Below are 24,244 nucleotides of genomic sequence, written 5' to 3' on the forward strand. Positions count from 1 at the left end.
ATATCAACATTAATCGATAAATAAAAGTTCTTGATACAATTTTATATTCGCTATGGCTACAATAAAATCACTCGAAGTGACAGTTGAGTTCAAAGTTCCAAAGTTTAAGGTTTCTTGCAATTCTCATCTTCAAATTAAAAATATATACATCAACACTTAGCTTTAAAACTTTCAAAATTTACGGATCACAGCATCTATCCTCTCTTGTCTCTATTCTATATTCTTGATTCCTGGTTCTTAAATCTTGTTTCAAATTCGCACATTATCAAATCAACGCATCACCCAGTCACCGCATTTAATCCAGCTTTTCCAAAATTCGTTTTAAGACTGCTTGTGCGGCATAAGTTCTATTATTTGCCTGATGAATTACAGCTGAATTTTCACTATCCAAAACCTCGTCTGAAATTACCACATTTCGCCTAACTGGCAAACAGTGCATTACTTTAGCATCGTTGGTAAGCGCTAATTTCTCTTTAGAAAATGTCCAATTTGAATCGGTAGACAATACTTCACCGTACTTCTTATAACTACTCCAATTCTTCACATATACAAAATCGGCATCTTTTAAGGCCTCATCCTGATTATGATATACTTTGGTATCATTTAAAACCCGGTTGCTTAGATCGTAACCCTCAGGATTTGCTACACAAAAATCAACGTCCATTTTCTGCATCATTTCAGCAAAAGAATTAGGTACCGATTGTGGCAAAGCTTTGGGATGTGGTGCCCAGGTCAATACTACTTTTAGCTTATCTTTCTTCTTTAGTTCGGTGATCGATATCGCGTCTGTCAAGGCCTGTAGCGGATGCCCGGTAGAACTTTCTAAATTTACCACAGGTACACTTGCATACTTTTTAAACGCATTAATTACCTGCTCTTCTTCATCTTTCACCTTGTCTTTTAACCCAGGAAAAGCACGCACACCAATTACATCACAATATTGCGACAATACGGCAGCGGCTTCTTTAATATGTTCTGCTTTATCCGAATTCATAACCGCTCCATCTTCAAATTCCAAGGCCCATCCATCTGCACCTACGTTCATCGTAAGCACTTCCATTCCTAAAAGTCGGCCAGCTTTTTCTGTACTTAAACGCGTACGCAAACTGGAATTAAAAAACAACAAGCCCAGGGTTTTTCCTTTTCCTAAAGCGGCAGCTGAGTTTTCTTTTTTAAGCTGAATCGCTTCTTTTATTAATTCATCAAGGTTTTCGATATCGTGAACGCTTGTGTAATGTTTCATTGAAATTGGTTAATTTTAGGGTTTATTTTTGGTTCGCTAAACTGATCTTTAAAGCTTTAAAAAAGGTATCAAAATGTTTCTTTTCGATATTTAGCGGCGGTAAAATTCTAAGCAGATTCTTGTTCGCGGCAGATCCCGTAAAGATTTGATGCACATACAACATATCTTTTCTAAGATTGGCGACTTCAAAATCGAATTCTAAACCAATCATTAATCCGCGGCCTTTAATATTTTTTATCTGCGGAATTTCTTTTGCCTGCTCTTTTACGTAATCGAACATGGCTGAAGCATTCTGCAGCAATTCTTCTTTTTCAAGAATATTCAATACCGCTAATCCTGCAGCACAAGCCAGATGATTTCCGCCAAAGGTAGTTCCCAACATTCCATATTTTGGAGCGATATTTTTATCGATCAAAACCCCACCAATTGGGAAACCATTTCCCATTCCTTTCGCTATTGAAATAATATCAGGATGAATATTATGCTTCTGAAAAGCGAAAAAGTCACCTGTTCTTCCATAACCAGCCTGAACTTCGTCTGCAATGATCATCGCTCCGTTTTCTTTGGCTAATTTTTCAATTTGCTGATAGAATTCGGTGGTTGCTTCATCTAAACCTCCAACACCCTGAATCACTTCAAAAATTACTGCAGCCACATCTCCTTTTTGCAATTCTGAGGCTAAAGTTTCTGCATCATTAAAGGCGATTTTGGTTATTTTATGACCTTTATTAAACGGCGCTTTAATACTTTCATTATCGGTAACGGCTACTACTCCAGAGGTTCTTCCATGAAACGCATTTTCAAAATAAATTATGCGCTCTTTACCTGTCGCAAAGGAGGCTAACTTTAAAGCATTCTCGTTAGCTTCGGCACCAGAATTACATAAAAACAACTGATACTCCTCACAACCCGACAACTTGCCTAATTTTTCGGCCAGTTCGACTTGCAACGGATTTTTAATCGAGTTTGAATAAAAACCAAGCTGACGTACCTGGTTAGAAATTGCATTCACATAAGCAGGATGCGAATGTCCTATAGAAATTACGGCATGCCCGCCGTAAAGATCAAGATATTTTTTACCATCCTTATCGAAAACATACGTGCCTTCACCTTTTACAGGAGTGATATCGAATAATGGATAAACATCAAAAAGCTCCATATTTATTGTTCTGAAATGTTATTTATTTTTTTGAAAGATGCTTGTAAGCCTTTAATTAAAGAAGAACTTAACCCATTGTGCTCCATCTCGTTTAATCCTTCGATAGTGCAACCCTTTGGTGTGGTTACTTTATCAATTTCTTCTTCGGGATGCTTCCCAGATTCTACCAATAAACTCGCGGCCCCCAAACAGGTATTCATCGCCAGTTGCTGTGCATCCTTGGCGTCAAAACCAAGTTGTACGGCTCCCTGTGTGGTTGCACGAATTAAGCGCATCCAAAAAGCAATACCACTGGCACAAATTACCGTTGCGGCCTGCATTTTATTTTCCTTGATAATGATACTTGTTCCTAAACGATTAAAAATAGCCTCGGCGATAGCGATACGTTTTTCTCCTTTTTCGTTAGAACACATACATGTCATCGATTTTCCAACAGCTATCGCTGTATTAGGCATGGCACGTATAATAAACTGATCTTTACCAACTATGGCTTCAATTCTATCGATTTTGAACCCGGTTATTGTTGAAATAAGCACATGCTTATCAGTAAGCAAATCTTTTATTTCTTCTAAAATTCGTTCTAATTGCTGAGGCTGTACCGCAAAAATCAGAATATCTGAATTTTTAACTGCTTCCTGATTGTCTGAAGTTACCGTAACCTTAGAGTATTCTTCATAAGACTTAATCGCTTCAGTATTTCTTTTGGTGAGGTAAAGCGTGGTAAACGCATTATTTACGATAAGTCCCTTGGCAATAGACTTTCCTAAATTTCCCGCACCGATAATCGCTATTTTCATGGTTTAAGTTTTTAGAAATTGGTTCTAGAAATAACTAGCTTTAAGATGCAATCCTGAAGTTTCCGGTAAACCGAACATTAAATTCATATTCTGTACGGCCTGTCCCGATGCTCCTTTTAATAAATTATCGATTACACTGGTGATTAATAATTTATCCCCAAATTTCTCTAATTTCAACAAACATTTATTGGTGTTTACCACTTGTTTTAGATGGATATTTTCTTCAGTCACAAAGGTGAAAGCAGCATCTTTATATTGCTCTTGGTAGATCGCTTTTGCTTCTTCCAGGCTACCGGCGAACTTCGTATAAGCAGTGGCATGAATTCCGCGAGAGAAATTTCCTCTATTCGGAATAAAGTTTACGGTCATGTCTAATTCAGGTTGCAGCCATTGTAAACTTTGCCCAATTTCATTTAAATGTTGATGCTCAAAAGATTTATAGGCTGAAAAGTTGTTATCCCTCCAGGTAAAATGTGTTGTGGCTGAAAGCGAAACTCCGGCACCGGTTGCCCCGGTAACTGCATTTACATGCCACTCGTCTTCAACTTTCTTTGCTTTTGCAAGCGGAAGAATCGCAAGGCTTATCGCCGTTGCAAAACAACCCGGGTTTGCGATAAAATTCGCTTTTTTGATCGCATCTTTTTTAAATTCAGGTAAACCGTAAACAAAATCATGGTTACCATCCATTCTATAATCAGTACTCAGATCTACAATTTTTGTGTTCGCTGAAAATGTATTTTCTGCTAAAAACTTTATCGAATTCCCATGCCCAAGACATAAAAACACTACATCTACTTCTGTATTGATTTCTCCTGAAAATAATAGATCGATTTCTCCAATTAAATCCTGGTGCACTCCTGCAACCGGTGTTCCCGGCCTTGAAGTACTAAATACAAAATCGAGTTCAACATCTGGATGATAGGTTAAAATTCTAACTAGTTCCCCTGCCGTATATCCTGCTCCGCCGATTATTCCTGCTTTGATCATGATATCCTTAATATTTAGTTATTTTCTACCGACTGGTATACCTTACCGGCATTGGATAGAATTTTAATAAATCCTTTAGCATCATTTGCGGTCCAAGCTTTATTTTCTTCTCCATAATTTCCAAAATTGCTATTCATCAGATCGTAGGGTGAAGAAATTCCGTCTAAAACAAATCGGTACGGATGTAGGCTAACAAACACTTTACCGGTTACCCGTTCCTGAGAACTTTGCAATAAAGCTTCAAAATCACGCATTACAGGATCTAAATACTGACCTTCATGTAAATGTGTCCCATACCAGTTCGCTACATAATCTTTATGTTGTAACTGCCATTTACTAAGCGTATGTTTTTCTAACAAATGATGTGATTTTATAATAATGCTTGCAGCTGCAGCTTCAAAACCTACCCTACCTTTAATCCCGATGATGGTATCTCCAACGTGGATATCCCGACCAATCGCATATTTTTTAGCGATTTCTTCGAGAATCTGGATATTATTTTCAGGAAAATTCTCTTTATCATTAATAGCGGTAAGCTCTCCTTTGGTAAAACTTAAGCTAATTTTACCTATCTCTTTTTCTGAAAGTTGGGATGGAAATGCCGATTCTGGTAATGGCTCGTTAGAAGTTAAAGTTTCGGCTCCTCCTACACTGGTGCCCCAAAGTCCTTTATTCACTGAATATTTAGATTTCTCCCAGTTCATTTCTACTCCGTTTTCCTTTAGGTAATCAATTTCTTCCTGTCGGCTTAACTGTTTATCACGAATCGGAGTAATAATTTCAATTTCAGGAGCAATAATCTGGAAGATCATATCGAATCTTACCTGGTCGTTACCTGCACCGGTACTACCATGAGCGATATATTTTGCACCAATTTCTTTGGCATAATTTATAATCTCAATAGCCTGTACGATACGTTCTGCACTTACAGAAAGCGGATAGGTGTTATTTTTTAAAACATTACCAAAAATAAGATACTTTACTACCTTAGTATAAAATGAAGAAACCGCATCGATATTTTTATAGGTGGTTGCTCCTATTTTCTTGGCATTGTCTCCTATTTTTTGAACTTCTTCTTTAGAGAATCCTCCGGTATTCACGCTTACTGCATGCACTTCGAAACCTTCATTAGACAATGATTTTGCACAATATGAAGTATCTAATCCGCCGCTGTAGGCAATAACTACTTTTTTCATTTTTATTGGTAAGTTTTAATCTAGGTTATTTTTTTCCTTTTTATAGAAAAGGCTTTGTTTTATATTTTTTAATCGGGTAAAAGTTTTGTCATTAAGCTCATGCTTTTTTCTATCCTTTTTCTTTTTTTCAGGATCGTAAAGCATTCCTGTACACAAACACATTTTACGTTCTGTACGGGTTAGAATATCGTAGTTTTTACAGGTTTGGCAACCTTTCCAAAAAGCTTCATCATCGGTAAGTTCAGAAAAAGTAACGGGCTGGTAACCTAGCTCATAATTTATTTTCATTACGGCTAAGCCTGTAGTAATCCCAAAAATCTTTGCGTCTGGATATCTTTTTCTGGAATAATCGAAAACTGCTTTTTTAATATCTTTTGCCAGCCCCTGATTTCTGTAATCGGGATGTACAATTAATCCTGAATTGGCCACATATTTTTCATGACTCCAGGTTTCGATATAACAAAAACCGGCAAATTTATCACCATCCAGCGCTATAATGGCATTACCGTTCTCCATTTTGGTAATTACGTATTCTGGTGTACGGCGCGCTATACCCGTACCACGAATTTTGGCAGATTCTTCTATAGTTGTACAAATAACCTCAGCAAATTTTGCATGAGATTTATTAGCAATGACAATCTTCATTTGCTAAACGATTATTAGGATTGAAAAAAATAAATTGAAAGTTCTAACCGAAAGGGGAACCGGACTCACCTAAGTTCCATAAAATTAAACACGCACTTACGTGCGGGGGTTACGACGGCGGCGTACGGGAACAAGTACAACAGCAGGAGTTGATGGCCTGTTAAAAAGAGCGATCCAATCCTGTAAACCTTGTATAAGGCTTTCTAATATTTGTTGTATGTTCAGTGATTTTTTCAAAATAAAAGTTTCAAATAATATTAATAAGAAGATTATATAAGCATTACCTTATGCAGCGCACAGGGTATCGATTATTAGTTAATATTATTTGACTTTGTGTATTCACAATGTAAATATAGATTTTATAAACGGATTTACAAAGACTTTTTTGATCAAATAATGAATTGAAATAAATCTGGCGTATCATTAAGGTATCTACCATAAAAATTGCGCTCTTTCATCCTGTTTATCAGGGGCTCAAAGTCAGATTTATCTTTAAGTTCTATCCCTACCACGGCAGGACCGTTTTCCCTTTCGTGCTTTTTGGAATATTCAAAATGGGTAATATCGTCTGTAGGGCCTAATACTTTATCCAAAAACTCCCGCAAAGCACCGGCACGTTGTGGAAATGTAACTACAAAATAATGTTTTAAACCAGCATATAATAGTGCCCGTTCTTTGATTTCTGCAGTACGGGTAATATCGTTATTACTCCCGCTTACAATACATACTACATTTTTGCCTTTTATTTCCTCTGCAAAAAAATCTAAAACCGAAATAGACATAGCCCCGGCAGGTTCTACCACAATAGCGTCCTGATTGTAAAGATCCAGAATGGTCTGGCAAATTTTGCCTTCAGGAATCGTGACCATTTGATCTAAATTTTGTTTACAAATTTCAAAATTCCGACTGCCTACTTTTTGTACCGCTGCTCCATCTACAAAACGTTCGATCTGCTCTAGCTCTACCAACTTTCCTTCTTTGAGGGAAGCCGACATTGATGGAGCTCCTTCCGGCTCTACACCAATAATCTTTGTTTTTGGAGATAATTCTTTAAAAACCGAAGAAACTCCGGCCAATAATCCTCCGCCTCCAAGAGGTGCAAATACATAATCTATAGGTTCCCTGGCTTGCTCTAAAATCTCTAGACCAATAGTTGCCTGGCCTTCAATCACCTTTTCATCATCAAAAGGATGGATAAAAACAAGATCCTCCTCACCTGCCCTAATCATGGCGCTTTTAAAGGAATCATCAAAAGTATCCCCTTCTAAAGCAACTTCTACCCATTCACCCCCAAACATTTTAGTTTGCGCTACTTTTTGACTGGGTGTGGTACTTGGCATATAAATCACCCCTTTGGCTTTTAGTTTGTTGCAGGCAAAAGCCACCCCTTGCGCATGGTTACCCGCACTGGCACAAATCACCCCTTTCTCTAGCTGGTCTTTGGGCAAACTGGAAATCTTATTGTACGCTCCACGAATTTTATAAGAACGTACTTGTTGTAAATCTTCCCTTTTAAGCATAATATTTGCTCCAAATCGATTGCTGTACGTAAACGATTCAGCTAAAGGCGTGTATACAACAACTTTAGATATTCTTTCAGAGGCCTGTTTAACAGCTTCTATACTCGGTTTATATATTTGTGCCAATGCAGTATCCATCAATTATTCATGTATTCTTTTCATTGCAGTCATGGCTTTTCTAAGCTTTGCTCCTACTATTTCTACAGGATGCTGTCTTAGTGCGTCATTTACAGCAATCAATTCAAGATTATCAACTCCGGTTTCCTCAGTTCCATAAGCATGACCTATAAAATCTTTATCCAAGCCATTCACGTAATCTTTGATAAGTGGCTTACAAGAATGATCAAAAAGGTAGCAACCATATTCTGCCGTATCCGAAATAATTCTGTTCATTTCAAATAATTTCTTTCTGGCAATGGTATTGGCGATAAGTGGAGTTTCGTGCAATGATTCATAATACGCAGATTCTGCAATAATACCTGCTTCTACCATGGTTTCAAAGGCCAGTTCTACACCAGATTTTACCATAGCAACCATTAGCACACCTTTATCGAAATATTCCTGTTCTGAAATTTCTTCTTCTGAAGCTTCGGTTTTTTCAAAAGCAGTTTCTCCGGTAGCGGCTCTCCACTCTAATAATTCTTTATCGTCATTTGCCCAGTCTCTCATCATTCTGGAGCTAAACTCTCCAGAAATAATATCGTCCATATGTTTCTGGAAAAGCGGACGCATAATCTCTTTTAATTCTTCTGAAATTTCAAAAGCTTTAATCTTTGCAGGATTAGAAAGACGATCCATCATATTAGTGATACCACCGTGCTTAAGCGCTTCAGTAATCGTTTCCCATCCATACTGAATAAGCTTGGCCGCATAATCAGGTGAAACACCATCAGCCACCATTTTATCAAAGCTCAAGATCGATCCTGTTTGAAGCAATCCACAAAGAATGGTCTGTTCTCCCATAAGATCAGATTTGACTTCAGCTACAAAAGAAGATTGAAGTACTCCTGCTTTATGACCACCGGTACCATAAGCATAAGCTTTAGCCCACTCCAGACCAATACCTAAATGATCGTTTTCTGGATGTACAGCAATTAAGGTAGGTACACCAAAACCTCTTTTATATTCCTCTCTCACCTCACTACCTGGACACTTAGGAGCTACCATAATTACAGTAATATCCTCTCTAATTTGCATTCCTTCTTCAACAATATTAAAACCATGAGAATACGAAAGCACCCCGTCTTTTTTAATATGTGGCATAATAGCTTTAATTACGCCGGTATGTTGCTTATCTGGAGTAAGATTAATCACCAAATCTGCTGATGGAATTAACTCTTCGTAAGTACCAACTGTAAAATTGTTTTCAGTTGCATTTTTGTAAGACTGCCTTTTTTCTTTAATCGCTCCATCGCGTAGCGCGTAAGAAATATCAAGACCGCTATCTCTCATGTTTAATCCCTGATTAAGACCTTGAGATCCACATCCTACAATAACTATTTTTTTATCTTTTAATGCAGCCACTCCATCACTAAACTCATCTAGCTCCATGAACCTGCAAGTCCCCAGTTGGGCCAATTTTTCTCGTAAAGAAAGGCTGTTAAAATAGTTTGTCATGATATTGAATTTGTTGTATTAAATTTTTCTAAGATTCCTGTTATTGGCATTTCGTTTTTGGTTACTGCAATGGTGCCCGAACGTACAAACTGCATCAAACCATAAGGTTTTAAAGTTTCGTAAAGTTCATCTACCTCACTGCGTTTACCGGTTTTTTCAATCACAAAGAATTTTGGGGTAACGGTAACTATACGCGCATTGGTTGCCTTAATAAAGGCCTGCACATTTAAATCGTCCAAAAATTCTGAAGATTTGATTTTGTATAAAGCTGTTTCCTGATAGATCATTTCTTCTGCGGTATGATAAAAAGCTTTAATCACTTCAATTTGCTTTTCGATCTGTCCTACAATTTTCTTGATCTGCTCTTCAGTAACTTCAACTACAATTATAAATCGCATTACCTCCGGCACCTCACTTGGCGAAGCGGTAATACTTTCTATATTAATATGTCTCTTTAGGAAGATGGCCGCAATTCGGCTTAACAGTCCTAAATTATTTTCAGTATATATCGAAACTGTGAAATTTTTCTTTTCCATTACTCTAAAATTATATCTGAAACTGATGCCCCTGTTGGTACCATAGGGAAAACATTTTCTTCCTGTTCTACCTTCACTTCAAGGAAATATGGGCCATCGTGATCAATCATTGTTTTTACGGCATCCTTAAGTTGCGAACGATCTGTAACCCGGTTTCCTTCTATATGGTATCCTTTGGCTATGGTAACAAAATCTGGGTTTGTCATTTCTGTAGAAGCATATCTTCTATCAAAGAATAATTGTTGCCATTGTCGTACCATTCCTAAAAATCCATTATTTAAAACCACGATTTTAACCGGAACTTTAGTTTGAAAAATGGTACCTAATTCCTGAATGGTCATTTGATACCCACCATCACCAATAATAGCTACGACTTCGCGCTTAGGACTTCCCATCTTTGCTCCAATAGCGGCTGGCAATGCAAACCCCATAGTTCCTAAACCACCACTGGTTACGTTACTTCTGGTTTGCGTAAAATCTGAATATCTACAGGCTGCCATTTGATGCTGACCAACATCTGAAACGATGACCGCATTGCCTTTAGTATTTATATTGATTTCCTGAATAACCTCAGCCATTCCTAAATCTGGCTTATTAACATCCAGATTTCCTCTGATTACTTTCTCATATTCAGTTTTATATAATTCTTTAAACCTGTTATGCCATTCTTTATGAGATTTGGGCTGTACAAGTTCCATTAATATTTTAAGCGTTTCCTTTACGTTTCCTAAAACCGGAAAATCGGCATAAACATTCTTATTGATCTCTGCAGGATCAATTTCTAAATGCACCACTTTAGCTTGCTTTGCATAATGATCTAAATTACCGGTCACACGATCATCAAAACGCATCCCTATGGCGATTAAAACATCACATTCGTTGGTAAGGACATTTGGTCCGTAATTACCGTGCATACCTACCATACCTACATTTAAAGGATGTTTTGTAGGCAAAGCCGAAAGGCCTAAGATCGTCCATGCTGAAGGAATACCGGTTTTCTCTACAAATTCTTTAAATAGCTCTTCTGCCCCACCAAGGATTACCCCCTGACCAAAAACGATCATTGGTTTTTTAGCTGAATTAATTGCCTCGGCTGCTTTTTCAACCTGAAGCAAATTCACCTCTGGGTTGGGTTTATAACTGCGAATTCCGCTACATTTTTTATAATTGAACTCCAGGGAAGCAAATTGCGCATCTTTAGTAATATCTACTAAAACAGGGCCAGGACGTCCCGATTTTGCAATATAAAATGCTTTCGCGATCACCTCAGGAATTTCTTCGGCTTTGGTTACCTGATAGTTCCATTTTGTAATAGGGGTAGAAATCCCTACAATATCGGTTTCCTGAAAAGCATCACTACCTAACAAATGAGAACCTACCTGCCCCGTAATACACACTAAGGGTGTAGAATCTATTTGAGCATCTGCAATTCCTGTCACTAGATTAGTCGCACCAGGACCAGAGGTTGCTACCGCCACTCCTACTTTACCACTTACGCGGGCATAGCCTTGTGCAGCGTGAGTAGCTCCCTGCTCATGTCTGGTAAGGACGTGGTGAATTTTATCCTGGTATTTGTATAATTCATCATACACCGGCATAATAGCCCCACCCGGGTAACCATAAATCGTTTCTACGCCTTCCTCTAACAAACACTTAATTACTGCTTCTGCTCCAGAAACAGTCATTGAAGTATCTGCCGATGTCTTTTCGAAACTAGCTGTTTTTACTTCCATAATTCACCATTTTAAAACTCATCGGTCACACATCCTTTAGATGCCGATGAAACTGTTCGCGCATATTTATATAAAACACCTTTACTGAATTTTAAAGCAGGTGCTTTCCAGTTTTTTCTTCTTTCTTCAATCTCCGCATCAGTAAGATCTACATGTATAGAATCGTCTTCTGCACTAATGGTAATTTTATCACCATCTTTTAATAAAGCGATCATTCCGCCTTCCTGGGCTTCAGGAGTAATATGCCCCACTACAAAACCATGCGTCCCTCCAGAAAATCTCCCATCTGTAATTAGAGCTACCTCTTTACCTAATTTTGCCCCCATAATTGCTGAAGTAGGCTTAAGCATTTCTGGCATTCCAGGACCTCCTTTTGGCCCTTCGTAACGAATTACCACGACATCACCTTTCTTCACTCTTCCTTGAGAGATACCATCGTTAGCCTCATATTCACTTTCAAAAACCTTTGCAGTTCCTGTAAAGCTCAAGCCTTCTTTTCCGGTAATTTTTGCAACAGAACCTTCTTCTGCTAAATTGCCGTGAAGAATCCTGATGTGCCCTGTTTTTTTAATTGGTTGATCAATTGGATAAATAACATCCTGGCCTTCTTCTAAATCTGGAACATCAGTTAGGTTTTCTGCCAAGGTTTTTCCGGTAACGGTCATACAATCACCATGAAGCAGACCATGTTTCAACATGAATTTCTGAACGGCAGGAATTCCACCAATTCTATGAATATCTTCCATAGCATATTTACCGCTTGGCTTTAGATTGGCCAGGAACGGTGTACTATCTACAATTTTCCCAAACTCTTCTATACCCAATTCGATTTCTGCTGAACGGGCAATCGCCAAAAAGTGTAGTACTGCATTGGTAGAACCACCAAGAAGCGTAAGTAATCTTATTGCATTCTCCAGCGATTTTTTGGTTACAATATCTCTTGGTTTTAAATCTTTTTCTATAAGCAGTTTCATCACCTCACCGGCTTTTACGCTTTCTGCTTTTTTCTCTTCGCCTACGGCGGGATTAGAGCTATTATACGGTAAAGACATTCCCAGCGTCTCTATAGCTGAAGCCATTGTATTTGCAGTATACATACCTCCACAGGCTCCCGCACCAGGACAGGCTTTCTCGATCACATTGTCATATTCGTCCTGATCGATATCGCCACTTACTTTAGCTCCCCAGGCCTCAAAAGCCGAAACTACATCCAGTTTTTTTCCATTATGACAACCTGAAGCGATTGTACCGCCATACACTAAAACTGAAGGTCTGTTTAAACGCAGCATCGCCATTAATGCCCCTGGCATATTTTTATCACAACCTACCACAGTTACCAAACCGTCATAAGACATGGCATTTACAACAGTTTCCATAGAATCTGCTATAATATCACGTGAAGGAAGGGAAAAACGCATCCCTGGAGTTCCCATAGAAATACCGTCACTTACCCCAATAGTATTGAAAATTAATCCCACAAGATCTGCAGAAAGCGTTCCTTCTTTTACCAGTTTTGCAAGATCGTTTAGATGCATGTTGCAAGGGTTACCCTCGTATCCTGTACTTGCAATTCCAACAAATGGTTTTTTAAAATCTTCTTTAGTTAAGCCAATGGCGTGAAGCATGGCCTGTGATCCCGGTTGAGAATCACTCTGAGTTAAAATACTACTATACTTGTTATTCATTACTAATTTTTCTCTTCTCGTTAGATAAAATTACCGCCTTCAAAATGCCTCTGTTTTTTAGCTAAGATTCCTTAATTGTTTTCAACGACATATTTAAGAGTGCAAAACATTGATTTACAGAAAATTAAACTCTTCTTTTTTACGACTGCTGAAACTATCAAAAAACATTTAATTTTTTATTGATTTAACATTAACCTCATTATTATCCTTAATATACCTTCATTTTTAAAAAGAATACGGCAGCTTTTCAAAGATCCTTATTTCCTGAATTTAGCTACAAGGCATAAAAAAAGCCATCCCTAAAGATGGCTTATACGTTATATATCATACATATCCTCTCTAGAGCCAGGTTTTCCAAATGAAAATGACCTTAATAATTAAAGAGATAATGTATTGTTTTCCTAAATTCATAAGTAAAAGACTTCCCTTAGGGCAAACCTATGAGACATTTATTAGAACCTAATTTTTATTCGAGATATTTAATATCGATTATCACGTAAACTTAATAATAATTTTCTGATCAGATAAAATTTAGGTTATTTTTTTAGCTTTATAGAATATAGATCTTTTCTGCGATCTTTTAAATTTCGTACACTCCCAAAATTATGCAACTCTTTCAGTAAGTCCAGATCTACATCAGCGAGTAGCGTACTTTCGGTATTTGGTGTAGCTTCTGCTTTTACACCATTAACAGGAAAAGCAAAATCAGACGGAGTGAGCACGGCACTTTGCGAATACTGAATATCCATATTATTTACTTTTGGCAGATTTCCTACTGATCCCGCAATGGCCACATAGCACTCATTTTCTACCGCCCTGGATTGTGCACAAATCCGTACTCTGGAATACCCATTTTGCGTATCGGTCATAAAAGGCACAAATAAGATGTTCATTCCTTCTTCTGCTAATAACCTTGGAAGCTCTGGAAATTCCACATCATAGCAAATTAAAACACCTATTTTACCACAATCAGTATCAAAGGTTTGCAACTTCGTACCGCCTTTCATGCCCCATGCAGATTCTTCAGCAGGAGTAATATGTAATTTTTCGTACCGCTCATAACTTCCATCACGACGACATAAAAAACCTACATTATACATATGCTCTCCAATCACCTGTGGCATACTTCCGGTGATGATGTTAATATTATAATTAATGGCGAAATCGATAAACGTTTCCAATAATTTATCGGTATAGGTGGAAAGCCCTCTAATAGCTTCAGCTTCATTTAAGTGATTAAACTCTGCCATAAGCGGAGCATTGAACAGTTCAGGGAAAAGAATAAAATCACTTTGATAATCACTAACCGCATCTACAAAAAACTCGATTTGTGATACCAAAGCATCAAAATTCTTAAATAAACGCATCTGCCATTGCACCAAACCTAAGCGTACAACGGTTTTAGTACTTTCTATTAATTTTTGAGGTTTGGTATAATAGATATTGTTCCATTCCATCAAAACCGCGTATTCTTTGCTCTCATGGTCGCCAGAAAGGTATCCTTTAATTACCTTTTTTACGTGGAAATCATTAGAAAGCTGAAATGATAGCACAGGATCATGAATTTCCTGCAACTTAACTTTATCGATATACTTTTTAGGAGTAAGCTCATTTGCGTATTTGGCAAAATTGGGGATTCTACCGCCAAATATTATAGATTTCAAATTTAGCTGTTCACATAATTCTTTACGCGCTTCATAAAGCCGCCGCCCTAAACGTTTCCCTCTATACTCCGGATGGATAAAGACATCTATACCATAAAGAACATCACCATTTTTAGTATGGGTGGAAAAGTTTTCTCCACCAATAATATCATCATAAGTATGATTATCATCAAATTTATCATAGTCTACAATGATAGAAAGGGCACAACCGGCAATTTTATTATCGATTACAATGCAAAACTGCCCGTCTGGAAATTTTTTGACCAGGGTTTTTATTTCAGCAGCACTCCAATAATCATCGGGCATACCACTATAACTTTTTATCATCGAAACCTTAAGTTCCTTATAATCCTGAACTTTTAAATTTCTAAGTTCTATTGTAGGTGTCTCCATCTTCTATAAACCGTGTTTAATTCTGAAAACGAAGATACTATCTAAAAAATTAGATTTTCAAAAAAAGAAGCTAAAAACAGGCAATATTAGATGGTGCAATAATTATTTTTAATGGCGTAAACAGCAAGGCCTACTCTACTTCTAATTTGGAGTTTAGTAAAAAGATTTTCCCTGTAACCATCAATTGTTTTTGGACTAAGACTCATTTTTGCGGCTATCTCTTTATACGTCATCTCTGTACAGACATATTGTAAAAATTCAATTTCCCGCTCTGAAAATTGTTCCTTGGCTGGTGTTTTTTTGCCTAGTTCCTGTATTAATTCCTTCTCAAAGCAGTAACCGGTTTCTATAACACTATCCAAAGCTTCTTTAAATCGATCTGGATCAATATCTTTAAGCAAGTACCCCCTGCATCCAAAGCTTATCATTTTTAAAAGGGTTTCTTCGTCATTTTCCATGGTTAATGCCACAGCCTTCTGTTTGGGAAACTCCTGTTTAAGCCACTGCATGGTTTGTAATCCATCCATTAACGGCATACGTACATCTAATAAAATAAGATCTGGACGTAAATCCATTTTTTTTAAATTATCCTGAAGTTCCTTTCCATTTCCATATACTGCTTTAACCCGATAGCCATCAAAAGAATCGACTAATCCTTTTAAAGATTGCGAAAAAAGTACATGGTCATCGACTATTATTATCGATTTCGTCATTTGATTGATTAGATTATTTTGGATTTAGCAAAGATAGAGAAGTTCCCCGAGCAGGAAAAAATTCTATATTAAATTGCCACTTCAATCATCCTATTTTCCTTCTAAAATAATAATTTACTATTCATGGTTTAGATCCAAAACACCCTTAAAATTCATTCAAACAACTAACTTTCAACATACTGAACTTAAAAATTATTTTATAATACAGCTTACCGCTAATTAAGGAATTGCCATAAATCTAAAGGCTTATTAGACTAGAATTTTTAATATCTCATAAATATATCCGTTACTATTTATGAAAATTAGTTTTAATAAGATTACCGATTTTTTTACTCATTGATAGCATATAACGTTACTGTTTAAAGATTTAAAAGAACACTAACCCGTTATAATAAAATGGTTTTCAATTATTAATTTCCGTTCAGTAAAAAAATATAGCATATATAATTGCTGTAAGTCTTCACACTATGAATCAAAATAATTTCTTTAGGCTTACGTATAAAGATTACTTGAAGAATTTCCTGTATCCCAAATACTTTTCTTTCTGTATACAAACAATTTACAATAGTTGAAACTATTATATTTCTGGCTGTTTTCCTGTCAAGAATTTTGTTACGATAAATTAATTTTAAGATAAAATTACAAATATATTTTAGGTAAATTAAAAAATATTATACAAAAAGGGGTGTTTTTCCCCTTTGCTAAACAAATCTTTTAAATTACTTTTGAATTATCATTTTAGTTAGCTAAGGTGTTTTGGGGCAAAAAAGTGTCGATAGAATGTGAAGTAATTCTGAGTAGGGTCTTTATTACTTCGTTCAACGTCTAGTCGGCACTTTTTTATTTCAAAGCGCTAAAAGGATTTAATACATCTCCACCCTGTCGATAGCTTATCGGAATCAAAATGTGTAGAAAATGTAAATAGATTTTATGCCTCAATCTAATTGGACATCAACACCTTTCTTGACTTTATAGGGATTGCTGAAAAGAAAAATTTATATTTTCATTTGTTAATTTTTGAGCAATAGTCCTTATTCCTTTGTCGGATAATTGCAAAATCCTGGGATAGCCACCTGTTGTTTGGCAATCTCTCATTAAAACGATCAATTTCCCTGAAGGTGTTAACTGAACTGTTCCAGGCACCACCGGCCCCGTAATGATTGGCTTTAAATCATTTTGTAATTGTTCTTGTAACTGTATGGCCATTCTATTGTTATTTTGATCGATGCTAAAAGTCGAATTTCTAAGATGTTCCTTTTGGGTTTCAGAAAGGAACTTAAATTCCGGGCCTTCATAAACTTCGACTTCGGATGTTTTAAGATAATCTTCATTAAACTTTAATCCGGCATTAGTTTCTATTCTTCCGGCCAAGTCTTCCTTGTAGGATATCACTAGGTCTTTCTCTAATTTTTGATATTTGCTGATTCCTTCGTACCAACTTTTACTTCCCAAAACCTTTTCTGTAGTAAAACCTCCAGTAATAGCAAGATAAGCCCGGCAGCCATATGCTCTTCTTCCAAAACTTAGAATATCACCTTTGGCTATTTCCAGGATAGTATTGTTTTTTACTTCCTCTGTATTCAATTTTGGTGAAAGATAGGCCCCCGAAATCACAATTTTTGTTGCCGCCGTAAATTCTAATTTTGGTCCCATCATCGTTATTTCAAGTACTGCATCATTAGCATTATTTCGCAACATTAGATTGGCTGCTCTCGCCGCGTATCTATCCATTACGCCACTGGCGGGAACACCAAATTTCATATTTCCGAATCTCCCATAATCCTGAATACTACTAAAAAGTCCTGGTTGTAACACCTTCACTTCACCCATTTCGATCTTGCTTTTTTAATTGAAAATTACCTTGCTCCACCTGCTGTTTTATACGATCATATTCTTCACGATCCACACTTTTAAATTTGATGTAATCCCCGGCTGAAATTAAAGTTGGATATTCCCTGTTATTATCAAAAAAATTAAGCGGACAATTACCAATAATTTGCCAGCCACCGGGGCTTACCTTTGGATAAATTCCGGTTTGATTTTCACCTATTCCAACCGCCCCCTTTTCGATCTTCATTCGGGGTTGTGATTTTCTTGAAATATGAAGCTTTTCATCCAACCCTCCCAGGTATAAAAATCCGGGTAAAAATCCCATAAAATAAACTCGATATTCCGGCTGCATATGCAGTGAAATTATTTCTGAAATTTCCAGATTTTTCTCTTTGGCAATAAACTCTAAATCGATGCCAAAATTAAGATCATAACACACCGGGATTTCGAATATACTACTTTCAATATTTTTCGTATCATTGTATTGGTCAAATACCTTTTTTATCGCTTCAAGGTCACTATAAACATCCTCTATAGTCACAAAGTAATTAATTAATATCGAGTTATATGTATTAATTACTTCAACCTTTTGTTCAATATAAATTTGCTGAATTAAATTTCGATAATACAAGACTTTATTCAACAATTCTTCGCTAATTATCTGTTCAAACTGAACTAAAATAGCATTATCTCCTAAGGGTGAGATTTGTGGTAAGTCCCTACTCATGTGTTCTTGATCTTTATATTTTTTTCGGAAAATCGTTCATGTAAAAATTGCAAAATTTCAACTGAATTTTTAGTGTCGCTATGCAAGCAAAAAGTACTGGCATTGCAAGGCAGAATTTGGCCACTTTTAGTGATGATTTTTTTATCCTGAAACATACTAAAAACATGTTTAAAAACCGCTTCCTGATCTTCAATAACGGCATTGGTTTTCGACCTGCTTACCAACGAATAATCGACCTCATAATTTCGGTCTGCAAAGCCTTCAAAAATGATATTTATTTTATCTTTAGCAACCTCAGAAATCACAGAATTTAATGGTACAAAAAGACTAAAATCATCCTCGATTTCAAGCAAACTTTCTACAATAATCTGGGCTATTTTTTCATCTTTTGCAGCATCGTTATAAAGGGCTCCATGTGGTTTTACATGATGCAATCTTACTCCTTTCGCTTTTGCTATTTCCTGTAGAGATATTACTTGATCCCGAATACTTTTTTTAAGATCTTTGGCAGCAATCTGCATCGATCTTCTTCCAAAATTTTCTCTGTCGGGATATGAAGGATGCGCTCCAATATTCGTGTTGTTTTCAAAAGCTAAATTCAATGTTTTACGCATCGTTTTAATATCACCGGCATGCCCTCCACAGGCAATATTACAACTGGAAATTAAAGGCATTAATAAATGATCGTAATCCCCGCCTTCACCAAGATCGCAGTTAATATCTATCTCTTTCATGATTTCTTTTTACTAGAAATTTTAAGGTAAAGTTTTTTCAGCAAAAAAGTGCAAAATAAATGATAAGCCTTCCTTATTGATAGGTTTTTACCTATACGGCAGTAGTTTAGAGTACTGTATAAATTGACTTGCCCCCCAAAAAGATTGCTATTGCAATTACAACAGCTCCTAATATATTTTGAAGTAGGGAATTTTTATAATTGCCTAAAACCGAGGCTCTATTCACCACCCAAAACAGGAAGACAGCAATTACTGGCAGCAAAATTCCGTTTGCGATCTGCGCGAATTGTATTAATTGAATAGGTTGAATTTTTAAAGAGGAGCAAAAAACACCCAAAATCAATACAAAAGCCCAGACCGCTTTAAATTTAACCGATTTTAAACTGACGTTCCATCCCATGCATCCTTTAACCACATATGCGGCTGCCAATGGAGCAGTGATCGACGAAGTAATCCCAGCTGCTAAGAGGCCGATAGCCATAAACCAGGATGCAAATTCACCAAAAACAGGTTTTAAAGCTTCGGCAAGATCTACCGCATTATTTACGTTATCCAATCCAGCGGCAGCACCGCAAATCAAGATGGCCATAGAAACTACTCCCCCTAAAACAATAGCGATAATCAATTCGATTTTAGCTGTTTTAAGAAACTTTTTTTCCTTCCATTTCTCACTAACCAACGAAGCATGTAAAAACAAATTATAGGGTACTACCGTGGTTCCTACCAAAGCGATTACTCCTAGAATTCCGGTAGAAAGATGATTTGGGATAAATCCGTTTAAAATTTTGCTAATATCAGGTTTTACAACAATCGCGGTGACGATAAAGGCCAGGCTCATTACCATGACCAGTGCAATAAACACTTTCTCCAAAACTTTATAATTTCCTATCCAGAGAATTGCAAAAGCAATGACACCAACAGTAATACTCCAGATATTTACTTCAAATTGGAATACACGAAGCTGTTGTTCTCCAAAAACGGCTTGTAAACCCAAAACTGCGCCGGTAATATTACCAGCTTCGTAAGCAGCATTTCCAACAACTATTGCCGAAAAAATAAGAGCAAGTGCTAGAAATCTCCAGACTGGCTTTTTAAGCTCATCCCGAATATTATCACTTAATCCTTTTTGGGAAATAATGCCAAGTCTGGCAGCCATTTCTTGTAAAACAATACAGGAAAAAACGGAAAGTAATAGAGCCCAAAGCAGGGAATATCCAAAATTAACACCTGCCAAAGTGCAGGAGGTAACCGTTCCAGGGCCTATAAAAGCCGCAGAAACCAATATCCCGGGTCCTAATTCTTTTAAATAATTTTTCAAATTACCTCTTATCCTGGCTTAAAGCATAAATTGCAAAAGTGCCCAGCCAGTGTCCGCCTTCGTAAGAGTCACCTACTACATTAGGAAATGAATATGCTAAATGACTATCGGCAAGTGACCGTAAATGTCCAAATTGCTCTGGATAATCGTTTGCCAAACCATAAAAAACCCAGGCACGGCTAAAGTTTAAGCCATCTAAATGAACCAGTTTACCATCGCTTCTATCAGATACTTCACCTACTTCTATTGAAAAATCCTGATTGGTAAGCGCCGGCATAAAATCATCCATCCAAAGAAAAAATGCATTTTTAGGCATAATTCTTCGCATAATATCAACTTCTTCTAAACAGGGAGATAAAAAATCATAGCCACCGGGTTCCCAGGAAATAGGACAATCATCATCCTTTAAGTAAAAATCCTTTGCCCGCTTAGAGATTAATTCCTTAAGTTCTACATGCTCTGTTGTTACTGCATAGTCATAAGCAAAGCCTAAACCAAATGCCGTGTTGGTATGTTCCCCTACCCTGATTGGATACTTAAGTTTAGGAAGAAATTCCAAGTATCTGGAAACGATCAAATCTGTAAGTGGTTGTAGATTTTCATCTAATTTTTTAGCCAAAGGATCATTCCAGGTTTTAAGTTCTTCCGCAAGTTTTAAAAGCCAGGCCCAACCATAAGTTCTTTCATAACTATTTTCCTGCGGACGCTTAAAATAAGCTACTTCAGCTTTAATATTTTCGGCTGATAAAGATTGTTCTAATTTTTGACGAATCTCATCCGCTTTTTCAAGATTCGGAAATTTTTTAAGCAAAGCTACCATCGACCAATGTCCATGCACCGAACTATGCCAGTCAAAACAGCCATAAAACGCAGGGTGTAACTCTTTTGGTTCTCCTATAGCTTCGGCATTATCCAGCGTCTGACTTAGTTTATTGGGATATTGCGTACTCACGCAGGCCAAAGGAAGTTCAGCGAGTTTATTAGCCTCTTCAAGTGTAAAATTTATAGTTTCATCAGGACTTATCGTCTCGGTTATCGCATCTATATCTATCAAGGAATCAGATGACGTTTCATCTGGTTTAACAGGGTCGTTTGCGGTTTCATTTTTACAGGCAAAAAGACTAAAAGCTGTAAAAACAAGCACTAATTTTTTCATGTATTGGGATGGATTGAAAATTCAGGAACAATTTATCAAAAAATAATTACAAAAATTTAAAGGTCTTCCTAAAAAGAGAAAACATTTATCCCAACCAACCATCTCTATCTAAACTGCGATACTGGATCGCTTCACTGATGTGGGCCGATTTTATTTCTTCGGAAGCTTCTAAATCAGCAATGCTTCTGGAAACTTTTAGAATACGATCGTAAGCCCTGGCTGAAAGATTGAGCCGCTCCATCGCTGTTTTAAGCAATTTTTTAGAGATGTCGTCTAATTTGCAGAATTTTGAGATCTGTTTAGTTCCCATCTGGGCATTGTAATGAATATTTTCGTATTCCTGAAATCGTTGTGTTTGCAATTCCCGGGCTTTCGTTACCCGTTTTCTAATAGCAATACTTTTTTCTCCTTTTCTTTCTTCACTAAGCTTATCAAAAGGAACCGGAGTAACTTCGATATGAATATCGATTCGATCCAGAAGCGGACCGCTAATCTTACTTAAATAACGCTGCATTTCTGCCGGCGAAGAGGTAACAGGAGCATCGGGATCATTAAAATATCCGCCGGGACTTGGATTCATACTGGCAACCAACATAAAACTGGAAGGATAAGTAACCGTAAATTTAGCTCTGGAAATTGTTACTTCCCGATCCTCTAAAGGTTGTCGCATTACTTCTAAAACACTTCGCTTAAATTCTGGTAATTCATCCAGGAATAAAACGCCGTTGTGGGAAAGTGAAATTTCTCCCGGCTGTGGATAGGCACCACCTCCAACAAGTGCCACGTCGGAAATTGTATGATGTGGACTACGAAAAGGGCGCTGTGCCATAAGTCCGTGATCCTTAATTTTTCCAACTACACTATGTATTTTGGTAGTTTCTAGCGCCTCATGCAGTGTCATTGGTGGTAAAATACTGGGTAGTCTTTTAGCCAGCATAGTTTTACCGGCGCCTGGCGGACCTATTAAAATAATATTATGACCACCCGCTGCGGCAATTTCCATACAGCGCTTTATGGATTCCTGGCCTTTTACATCAGCAAAATCATGTTCTGGATGATCCAGATGATTATAAAACTCTTCCCGGGTGTTGACTATGGTTTCTGGAAGCTCCAGTCCCTTATCAAAATGATCACAGACTTCTTTTATATTATGAACCCCATACACCTTTAAATCTGAGACTATTGCAGCTTCTTTAGCATTCTGTTGGGGTAAAATAAAATACTTAAAACCTTCCTGTTTTGCTTTTATGGCAATAGGAAGTGCTCCCTTGATGGGCTGTAAACTTCCATCAAGGGATAATTCTCCCATAATAATATATTCTGAAATATTTTTGGCTTTAATCTGGCCAGAAGCGGCCAAAATACCGATTGCAAAAGTAAGATCATAAGCCGATCCTTCTTTTCGAAGATCGGCCGGAGCCATATTTACAATAATTTTTTTTCCCGGAAATTTAAATCCGTTATTCTGAAGTGCTGCCGCAATTCTAAAACTACTTTCCTTTACCGCATTATCCGGCAGACCTACTAAATGATAGCCGATTCCTTTATCAATATTAACCTCAACCGCAATAGTTGTGGCCTCGACACCAAAAACAGCACTACCATAAACTTTTACCAGCATTTAAAGAGAATTTACTTAAATGTAGTAAAAAAATTTTATTCCCTGTAATTTAAGCAGTTAGTACATTTTTACGATAATGCTCCACCAACGCATCTATTGGACGTCTTACTATATTTCCTACCTCGATTCCATAAGGCTGTAATACTGCCCTGATAATATCTTCACTAAAATAAGCAATAGTTCCTATAAAATGCACAGGAACAGTACGACACTCGGGATAACAAAGTACACGAGAATGCACAAAATCTGTTAAACCTTCATGAACTAATTTATAGAAATACCCATTACGTTCGTTAGCGAAAATAAATTCAGCAAACGATGCTAAATACGTATTTGGATTTTCTTTTTGGTAAATATTCTTTTTGATTTCATCACTGCTCAAATCAAATTTTTCTTCAAATTTAACAGCGAGTTCTGGGGGCATTCTTTTATAATAGTAATCGCGTATAAGCCTTTTACCAAAATAATTCCCACTAGCTTCGTCCATTAAAATATACCCTAAAGAGGCTACCGCCTGATGTATATTTTCTCCATCAAAATAGCATGAATTAGATCCTGTACCCAGAATACATACAATACCTGGTTCGGTAGTAGCAGCATAAACCGCCGCAACCATATCTTCTTTAACCATTACGTCATCTGCATTGGTAAAGAAATTAGCAATGATGCCCGCTAAAAGTTTACTAGGCTTTTCTGTTCCACAACCAGCTCCAAAAAAGTGAACTCTTTCTACCTTATCCTTTACTTCTCTAAGATCCGGATTTTCTTCTATACGTTGTTCTAATACTATCTCTGGAAACACGGCAGGATTTAATCCCTTAGTTCTTGTTTTAAAAATCTTTTCTCCGGTGGAATCCATTAATATCCAGTCGCACTTTGTAGAGCCACCATCTGCTATTAGTATCATTTGCTATTTAGTATTGATTAGAGATAAAAAAGCCTGAAAAACTGTGTAAATCCAACATCTGAA

At 37.0% G+C, this 24,244-nt stretch carries 20 protein-coding genes; all 20 read right to left on the reverse strand.

Translation table 11 applies throughout. From position 1 onward, the window contains the following. Positions 1 to 295 precede the first annotated feature (295 nt). The 20 genes from AC13DP_RS18375 to AC13DP_RS18470 all read right to left on the reverse strand — a co-directional run bounded on the left by AC13DP_RS18375 (position 296) and on the right by AC13DP_RS18470 (position 24,181). Positions 296 to 1,243 carry an N-acetylornithine carbamoyltransferase gene (locus AC13DP_RS18375; protein ID WP_347406957.1) on the reverse strand — a complete coding sequence of 316 codons (948 nt, stop codon included), beginning with the start codon at positions 1,241 to 1,243 and terminating at the stop codon, positions 296 to 298. Between the two features lie 22 nt (positions 1,244 to 1,265). Beyond that, positions 1,266 to 2,402, reverse strand: a complete 1,137-nt coding sequence (locus AC13DP_RS18380; RefSeq protein ID WP_347406956.1) for an aspartate aminotransferase family protein — start codon at positions 2,400 to 2,402, stop codon at positions 1,266 to 1,268. Between the two features lie 2 nt (positions 2,403 to 2,404). Continuing rightward, positions 2,405 to 3,199, reverse strand: coding sequence for a pyrroline-5-carboxylate reductase (gene proC / locus AC13DP_RS18385; protein ID WP_013072212.1), 795 nt, complete (start codon positions 3,197 to 3,199; stop codon positions 2,405 to 2,407). Between the two features lie 24 nt (positions 3,200 to 3,223). After that, entirely contained in the window at positions 3,224 to 4,186 is a 963-nt protein-coding gene (gene argC, locus AC13DP_RS18390) for an N-acetyl-gamma-glutamyl-phosphate reductase (RefSeq protein ID WP_347406955.1), read from the reverse strand. A gap of 14 nt (positions 4,187 to 4,200) precedes the next feature. Next, a complete protein-coding gene (locus AC13DP_RS18395) occupies positions 4,201 to 5,382 on the reverse strand; it encodes an argininosuccinate synthase (RefSeq protein WP_347406954.1) in 1,182 nt (393 codons plus the stop codon). 15 nt (positions 5,383 to 5,397) lie between these two features. Then, on the reverse strand, positions 5,398 to 6,027 hold the full coding sequence (locus tag AC13DP_RS18400) for a GNAT family N-acetyltransferase (protein WP_013072215.1): 630 nt from the start codon (positions 6,025 to 6,027) through the stop codon (positions 5,398 to 5,400). A 389-nt stretch (positions 6,028 to 6,416) separates the two neighbouring features. After that, on the reverse strand, positions 6,417 to 7,685 hold the full coding sequence (gene ilvA, locus AC13DP_RS18405) for a threonine ammonia-lyase IlvA (protein WP_347406953.1): 1,269 nt from the start codon (positions 7,683 to 7,685) through the stop codon (positions 6,417 to 6,419). Between the two features lie 3 nt (positions 7,686 to 7,688). Then, entirely contained in the window at positions 7,689 to 9,164 is a 1,476-nt protein-coding gene (ilvC, locus tag AC13DP_RS18410; protein ID WP_228249956.1) for a ketol-acid reductoisomerase, read from the reverse strand. Then, positions 9,161 to 9,700 carry an acetolactate synthase small subunit gene (ilvN, locus tag AC13DP_RS18415; RefSeq protein WP_013072218.1) on the reverse strand — a complete coding sequence of 180 codons (540 nt, stop codon included), beginning with the start codon at positions 9,698 to 9,700 and terminating at the stop codon, positions 9,161 to 9,163. Before ilvN ends, ilvC begins: the two co-directional genes overlap by 4 nt. Then, positions 9,700 to 11,433 carry a biosynthetic-type acetolactate synthase large subunit gene (gene ilvB, locus AC13DP_RS18420; RefSeq protein WP_347406952.1) on the reverse strand — a complete coding sequence of 578 codons (1,734 nt, stop codon included), beginning with the start codon at positions 11,431 to 11,433 and terminating at the stop codon, positions 9,700 to 9,702. The genes ilvN and ilvB overlap by 1 nt, the downstream gene beginning before the upstream one ends. 11 nt (positions 11,434 to 11,444) lie before the next feature. Beyond that, positions 11,445 to 13,118, reverse strand: a complete 1,674-nt coding sequence (gene ilvD, locus AC13DP_RS18425; RefSeq protein ID WP_339809464.1) for a dihydroxy-acid dehydratase — start codon at positions 13,116 to 13,118, stop codon at positions 11,445 to 11,447. Between the two features lie 536 nt (positions 13,119 to 13,654). Then, a complete protein-coding gene (locus tag AC13DP_RS18430) occupies positions 13,655 to 15,175 on the reverse strand; it encodes a bifunctional GNAT family N-acetyltransferase/carbon-nitrogen hydrolase family protein (RefSeq protein WP_013072221.1) in 1,521 nt (506 codons plus the stop codon). Between the two features lie 86 nt (positions 15,176 to 15,261). Further along, positions 15,262 to 15,888 carry a response regulator transcription factor gene (locus AC13DP_RS18435; protein WP_228249958.1) on the reverse strand — a complete coding sequence of 209 codons (627 nt, stop codon included), beginning with the start codon at positions 15,886 to 15,888 and terminating at the stop codon, positions 15,262 to 15,264. A 969-nt stretch (positions 15,889 to 16,857) separates the two neighbouring features. After that, entirely contained in the window at positions 16,858 to 17,718 is an 861-nt protein-coding gene (locus AC13DP_RS18440) for a 5-oxoprolinase subunit C family protein (RefSeq protein WP_347406951.1), read from the reverse strand. Beyond that, entirely contained in the window at positions 17,711 to 18,445 is a 735-nt protein-coding gene (gene pxpB / locus AC13DP_RS18445; RefSeq protein WP_347406950.1) for a 5-oxoprolinase subunit PxpB, read from the reverse strand. The genes AC13DP_RS18440 and pxpB overlap by 8 nt, the downstream gene beginning before the upstream one ends. After that, on the reverse strand, positions 18,442 to 19,179 hold the full coding sequence (gene pxpA, locus AC13DP_RS18450; protein ID WP_347406949.1) for a 5-oxoprolinase subunit PxpA: 738 nt from the start codon (positions 19,177 to 19,179) through the stop codon (positions 18,442 to 18,444). The genes pxpB and pxpA overlap by 4 nt, the downstream gene beginning before the upstream one ends. 106 nt (positions 19,180 to 19,285) lie before the next feature. Then, a complete protein-coding gene (locus AC13DP_RS18455) occupies positions 19,286 to 20,497 on the reverse strand; it encodes an Nramp family divalent metal transporter (protein ID WP_347406948.1) in 1,212 nt (403 codons plus the stop codon). Position 20,498: 1 nt separating this feature from the next. After that, entirely contained in the window at positions 20,499 to 21,653 is a 1,155-nt protein-coding gene (locus AC13DP_RS18460; RefSeq protein ID WP_347406947.1) for a DUF2891 domain-containing protein, read from the reverse strand. A gap of 85 nt (positions 21,654 to 21,738) precedes the next feature. Then, on the reverse strand, positions 21,739 to 23,274 hold the full coding sequence (locus AC13DP_RS18465; RefSeq protein ID WP_347406946.1) for a YifB family Mg chelatase-like AAA ATPase: 1,536 nt from the start codon (positions 23,272 to 23,274) through the stop codon (positions 21,739 to 21,741). A 49-nt stretch (positions 23,275 to 23,323) separates the two neighbouring features. Further along, positions 23,324 to 24,181 (reverse strand): N-acetylglucosamine kinase, encoded by an 858-nt coding sequence (locus tag AC13DP_RS18470; protein ID WP_041578926.1) that lies wholly within the window; start codon positions 24,179 to 24,181, stop codon positions 23,324 to 23,326. Between the last annotated feature and the right edge of the window lie 63 nt (positions 24,182 to 24,244).

The organism is Zunongwangia sp. L-65 (genome assembly GCF_056859415.1).

Excerpts from the sequence above, each read along its gene's own strand:
- AC13DP_RS18375 (WP_347406957.1), bottom strand. The coding sequence starts at position 1,243 with ATGAAACATTACACAAGCGTTCACGATATCGAAAACCTTGATGAATTA.
- AC13DP_RS18380 (WP_347406956.1), bottom strand. The coding sequence starts at position 2,402 with ATGGAGCTTTTTGATGTTTATCCATTATTCGATATCACTCCTGTAAAA.
- proC (WP_013072212.1), bottom strand. The coding sequence starts at position 3,199 with ATGAAAATAGCGATTATCGGTGCGGGAAATTTAGGAAAGTCTATTGCC.
- argC (WP_347406955.1), bottom strand. The coding sequence starts at position 4,186 with ATGATCAAAGCAGGAATAATCGGCGGAGCAGGATATACGGCAGGGGAA.
- AC13DP_RS18395 (WP_347406954.1), bottom strand. The coding sequence starts at position 5,382 with ATGAAAAAAGTAGTTATTGCCTACAGCGGCGGATTAGATACTTCATAT.
- AC13DP_RS18400 (WP_013072215.1), bottom strand. The coding sequence starts at position 6,027 with ATGAAGATTGTCATTGCTAATAAATCTCATGCAAAATTTGCTGAGGTT.
- ilvA (WP_347406953.1), bottom strand. The coding sequence starts at position 7,685 with ATGGATACTGCATTGGCACAAATATATAAACCGAGTATAGAAGCTGTT.
- ilvC (WP_228249956.1), bottom strand. The coding sequence starts at position 9,164 with ATGACAAACTATTTTAACAGCCTTTCTTTACGAGAAAAATTGGCCCAA.
- ilvN (WP_013072218.1), bottom strand. The coding sequence starts at position 9,700 with ATGGAAAAGAAAAATTTCACAGTTTCGATATATACTGAAAATAATTTA.
- ilvB (WP_347406952.1), bottom strand. The coding sequence starts at position 11,433 with ATGGAAGTAAAAACAGCTAGTTTCGAAAAGACATCGGCAGATACTTCA.
- ilvD (WP_339809464.1), bottom strand. The coding sequence starts at position 13,118 with ATGAATAACAAGTATAGTAGTATTTTAACTCAGAGTGATTCTCAACCG.
- AC13DP_RS18430 (WP_013072221.1), bottom strand. The coding sequence starts at position 15,175 with ATGGAGACACCTACAATAGAACTTAGAAATTTAAAAGTTCAGGATTAT.
- AC13DP_RS18435 (WP_228249958.1), bottom strand. The coding sequence starts at position 15,888 with ATGACGAAATCGATAATAATAGTCGATGACCATGTACTTTTTTCGCAA.
- AC13DP_RS18440 (WP_347406951.1), bottom strand. The coding sequence starts at position 17,718 with ATGGGTGAAGTGAAGGTGTTACAACCAGGACTTTTTAGTAGTATTCAG.
- pxpB (WP_347406950.1), bottom strand. The coding sequence starts at position 18,445 with ATGAGTAGGGACTTACCACAAATCTCACCCTTAGGAGATAATGCTATT.
- pxpA (WP_347406949.1), bottom strand. The coding sequence starts at position 19,179 with ATGAAAGAGATAGATATTAACTGCGATCTTGGTGAAGGCGGGGATTAC.
- AC13DP_RS18460 (WP_347406947.1), bottom strand. The coding sequence starts at position 21,653 with ATGAAAAAATTAGTGCTTGTTTTTACAGCTTTTAGTCTTTTTGCCTGT.
- AC13DP_RS18465 (WP_347406946.1), bottom strand. The coding sequence starts at position 23,274 with ATGCTGGTAAAAGTTTATGGTAGTGCTGTTTTTGGTGTCGAGGCCACA.
- AC13DP_RS18470 (WP_041578926.1), bottom strand. The coding sequence starts at position 24,181 with ATGATACTAATAGCAGATGGTGGCTCTACAAAGTGCGACTGGATATTA.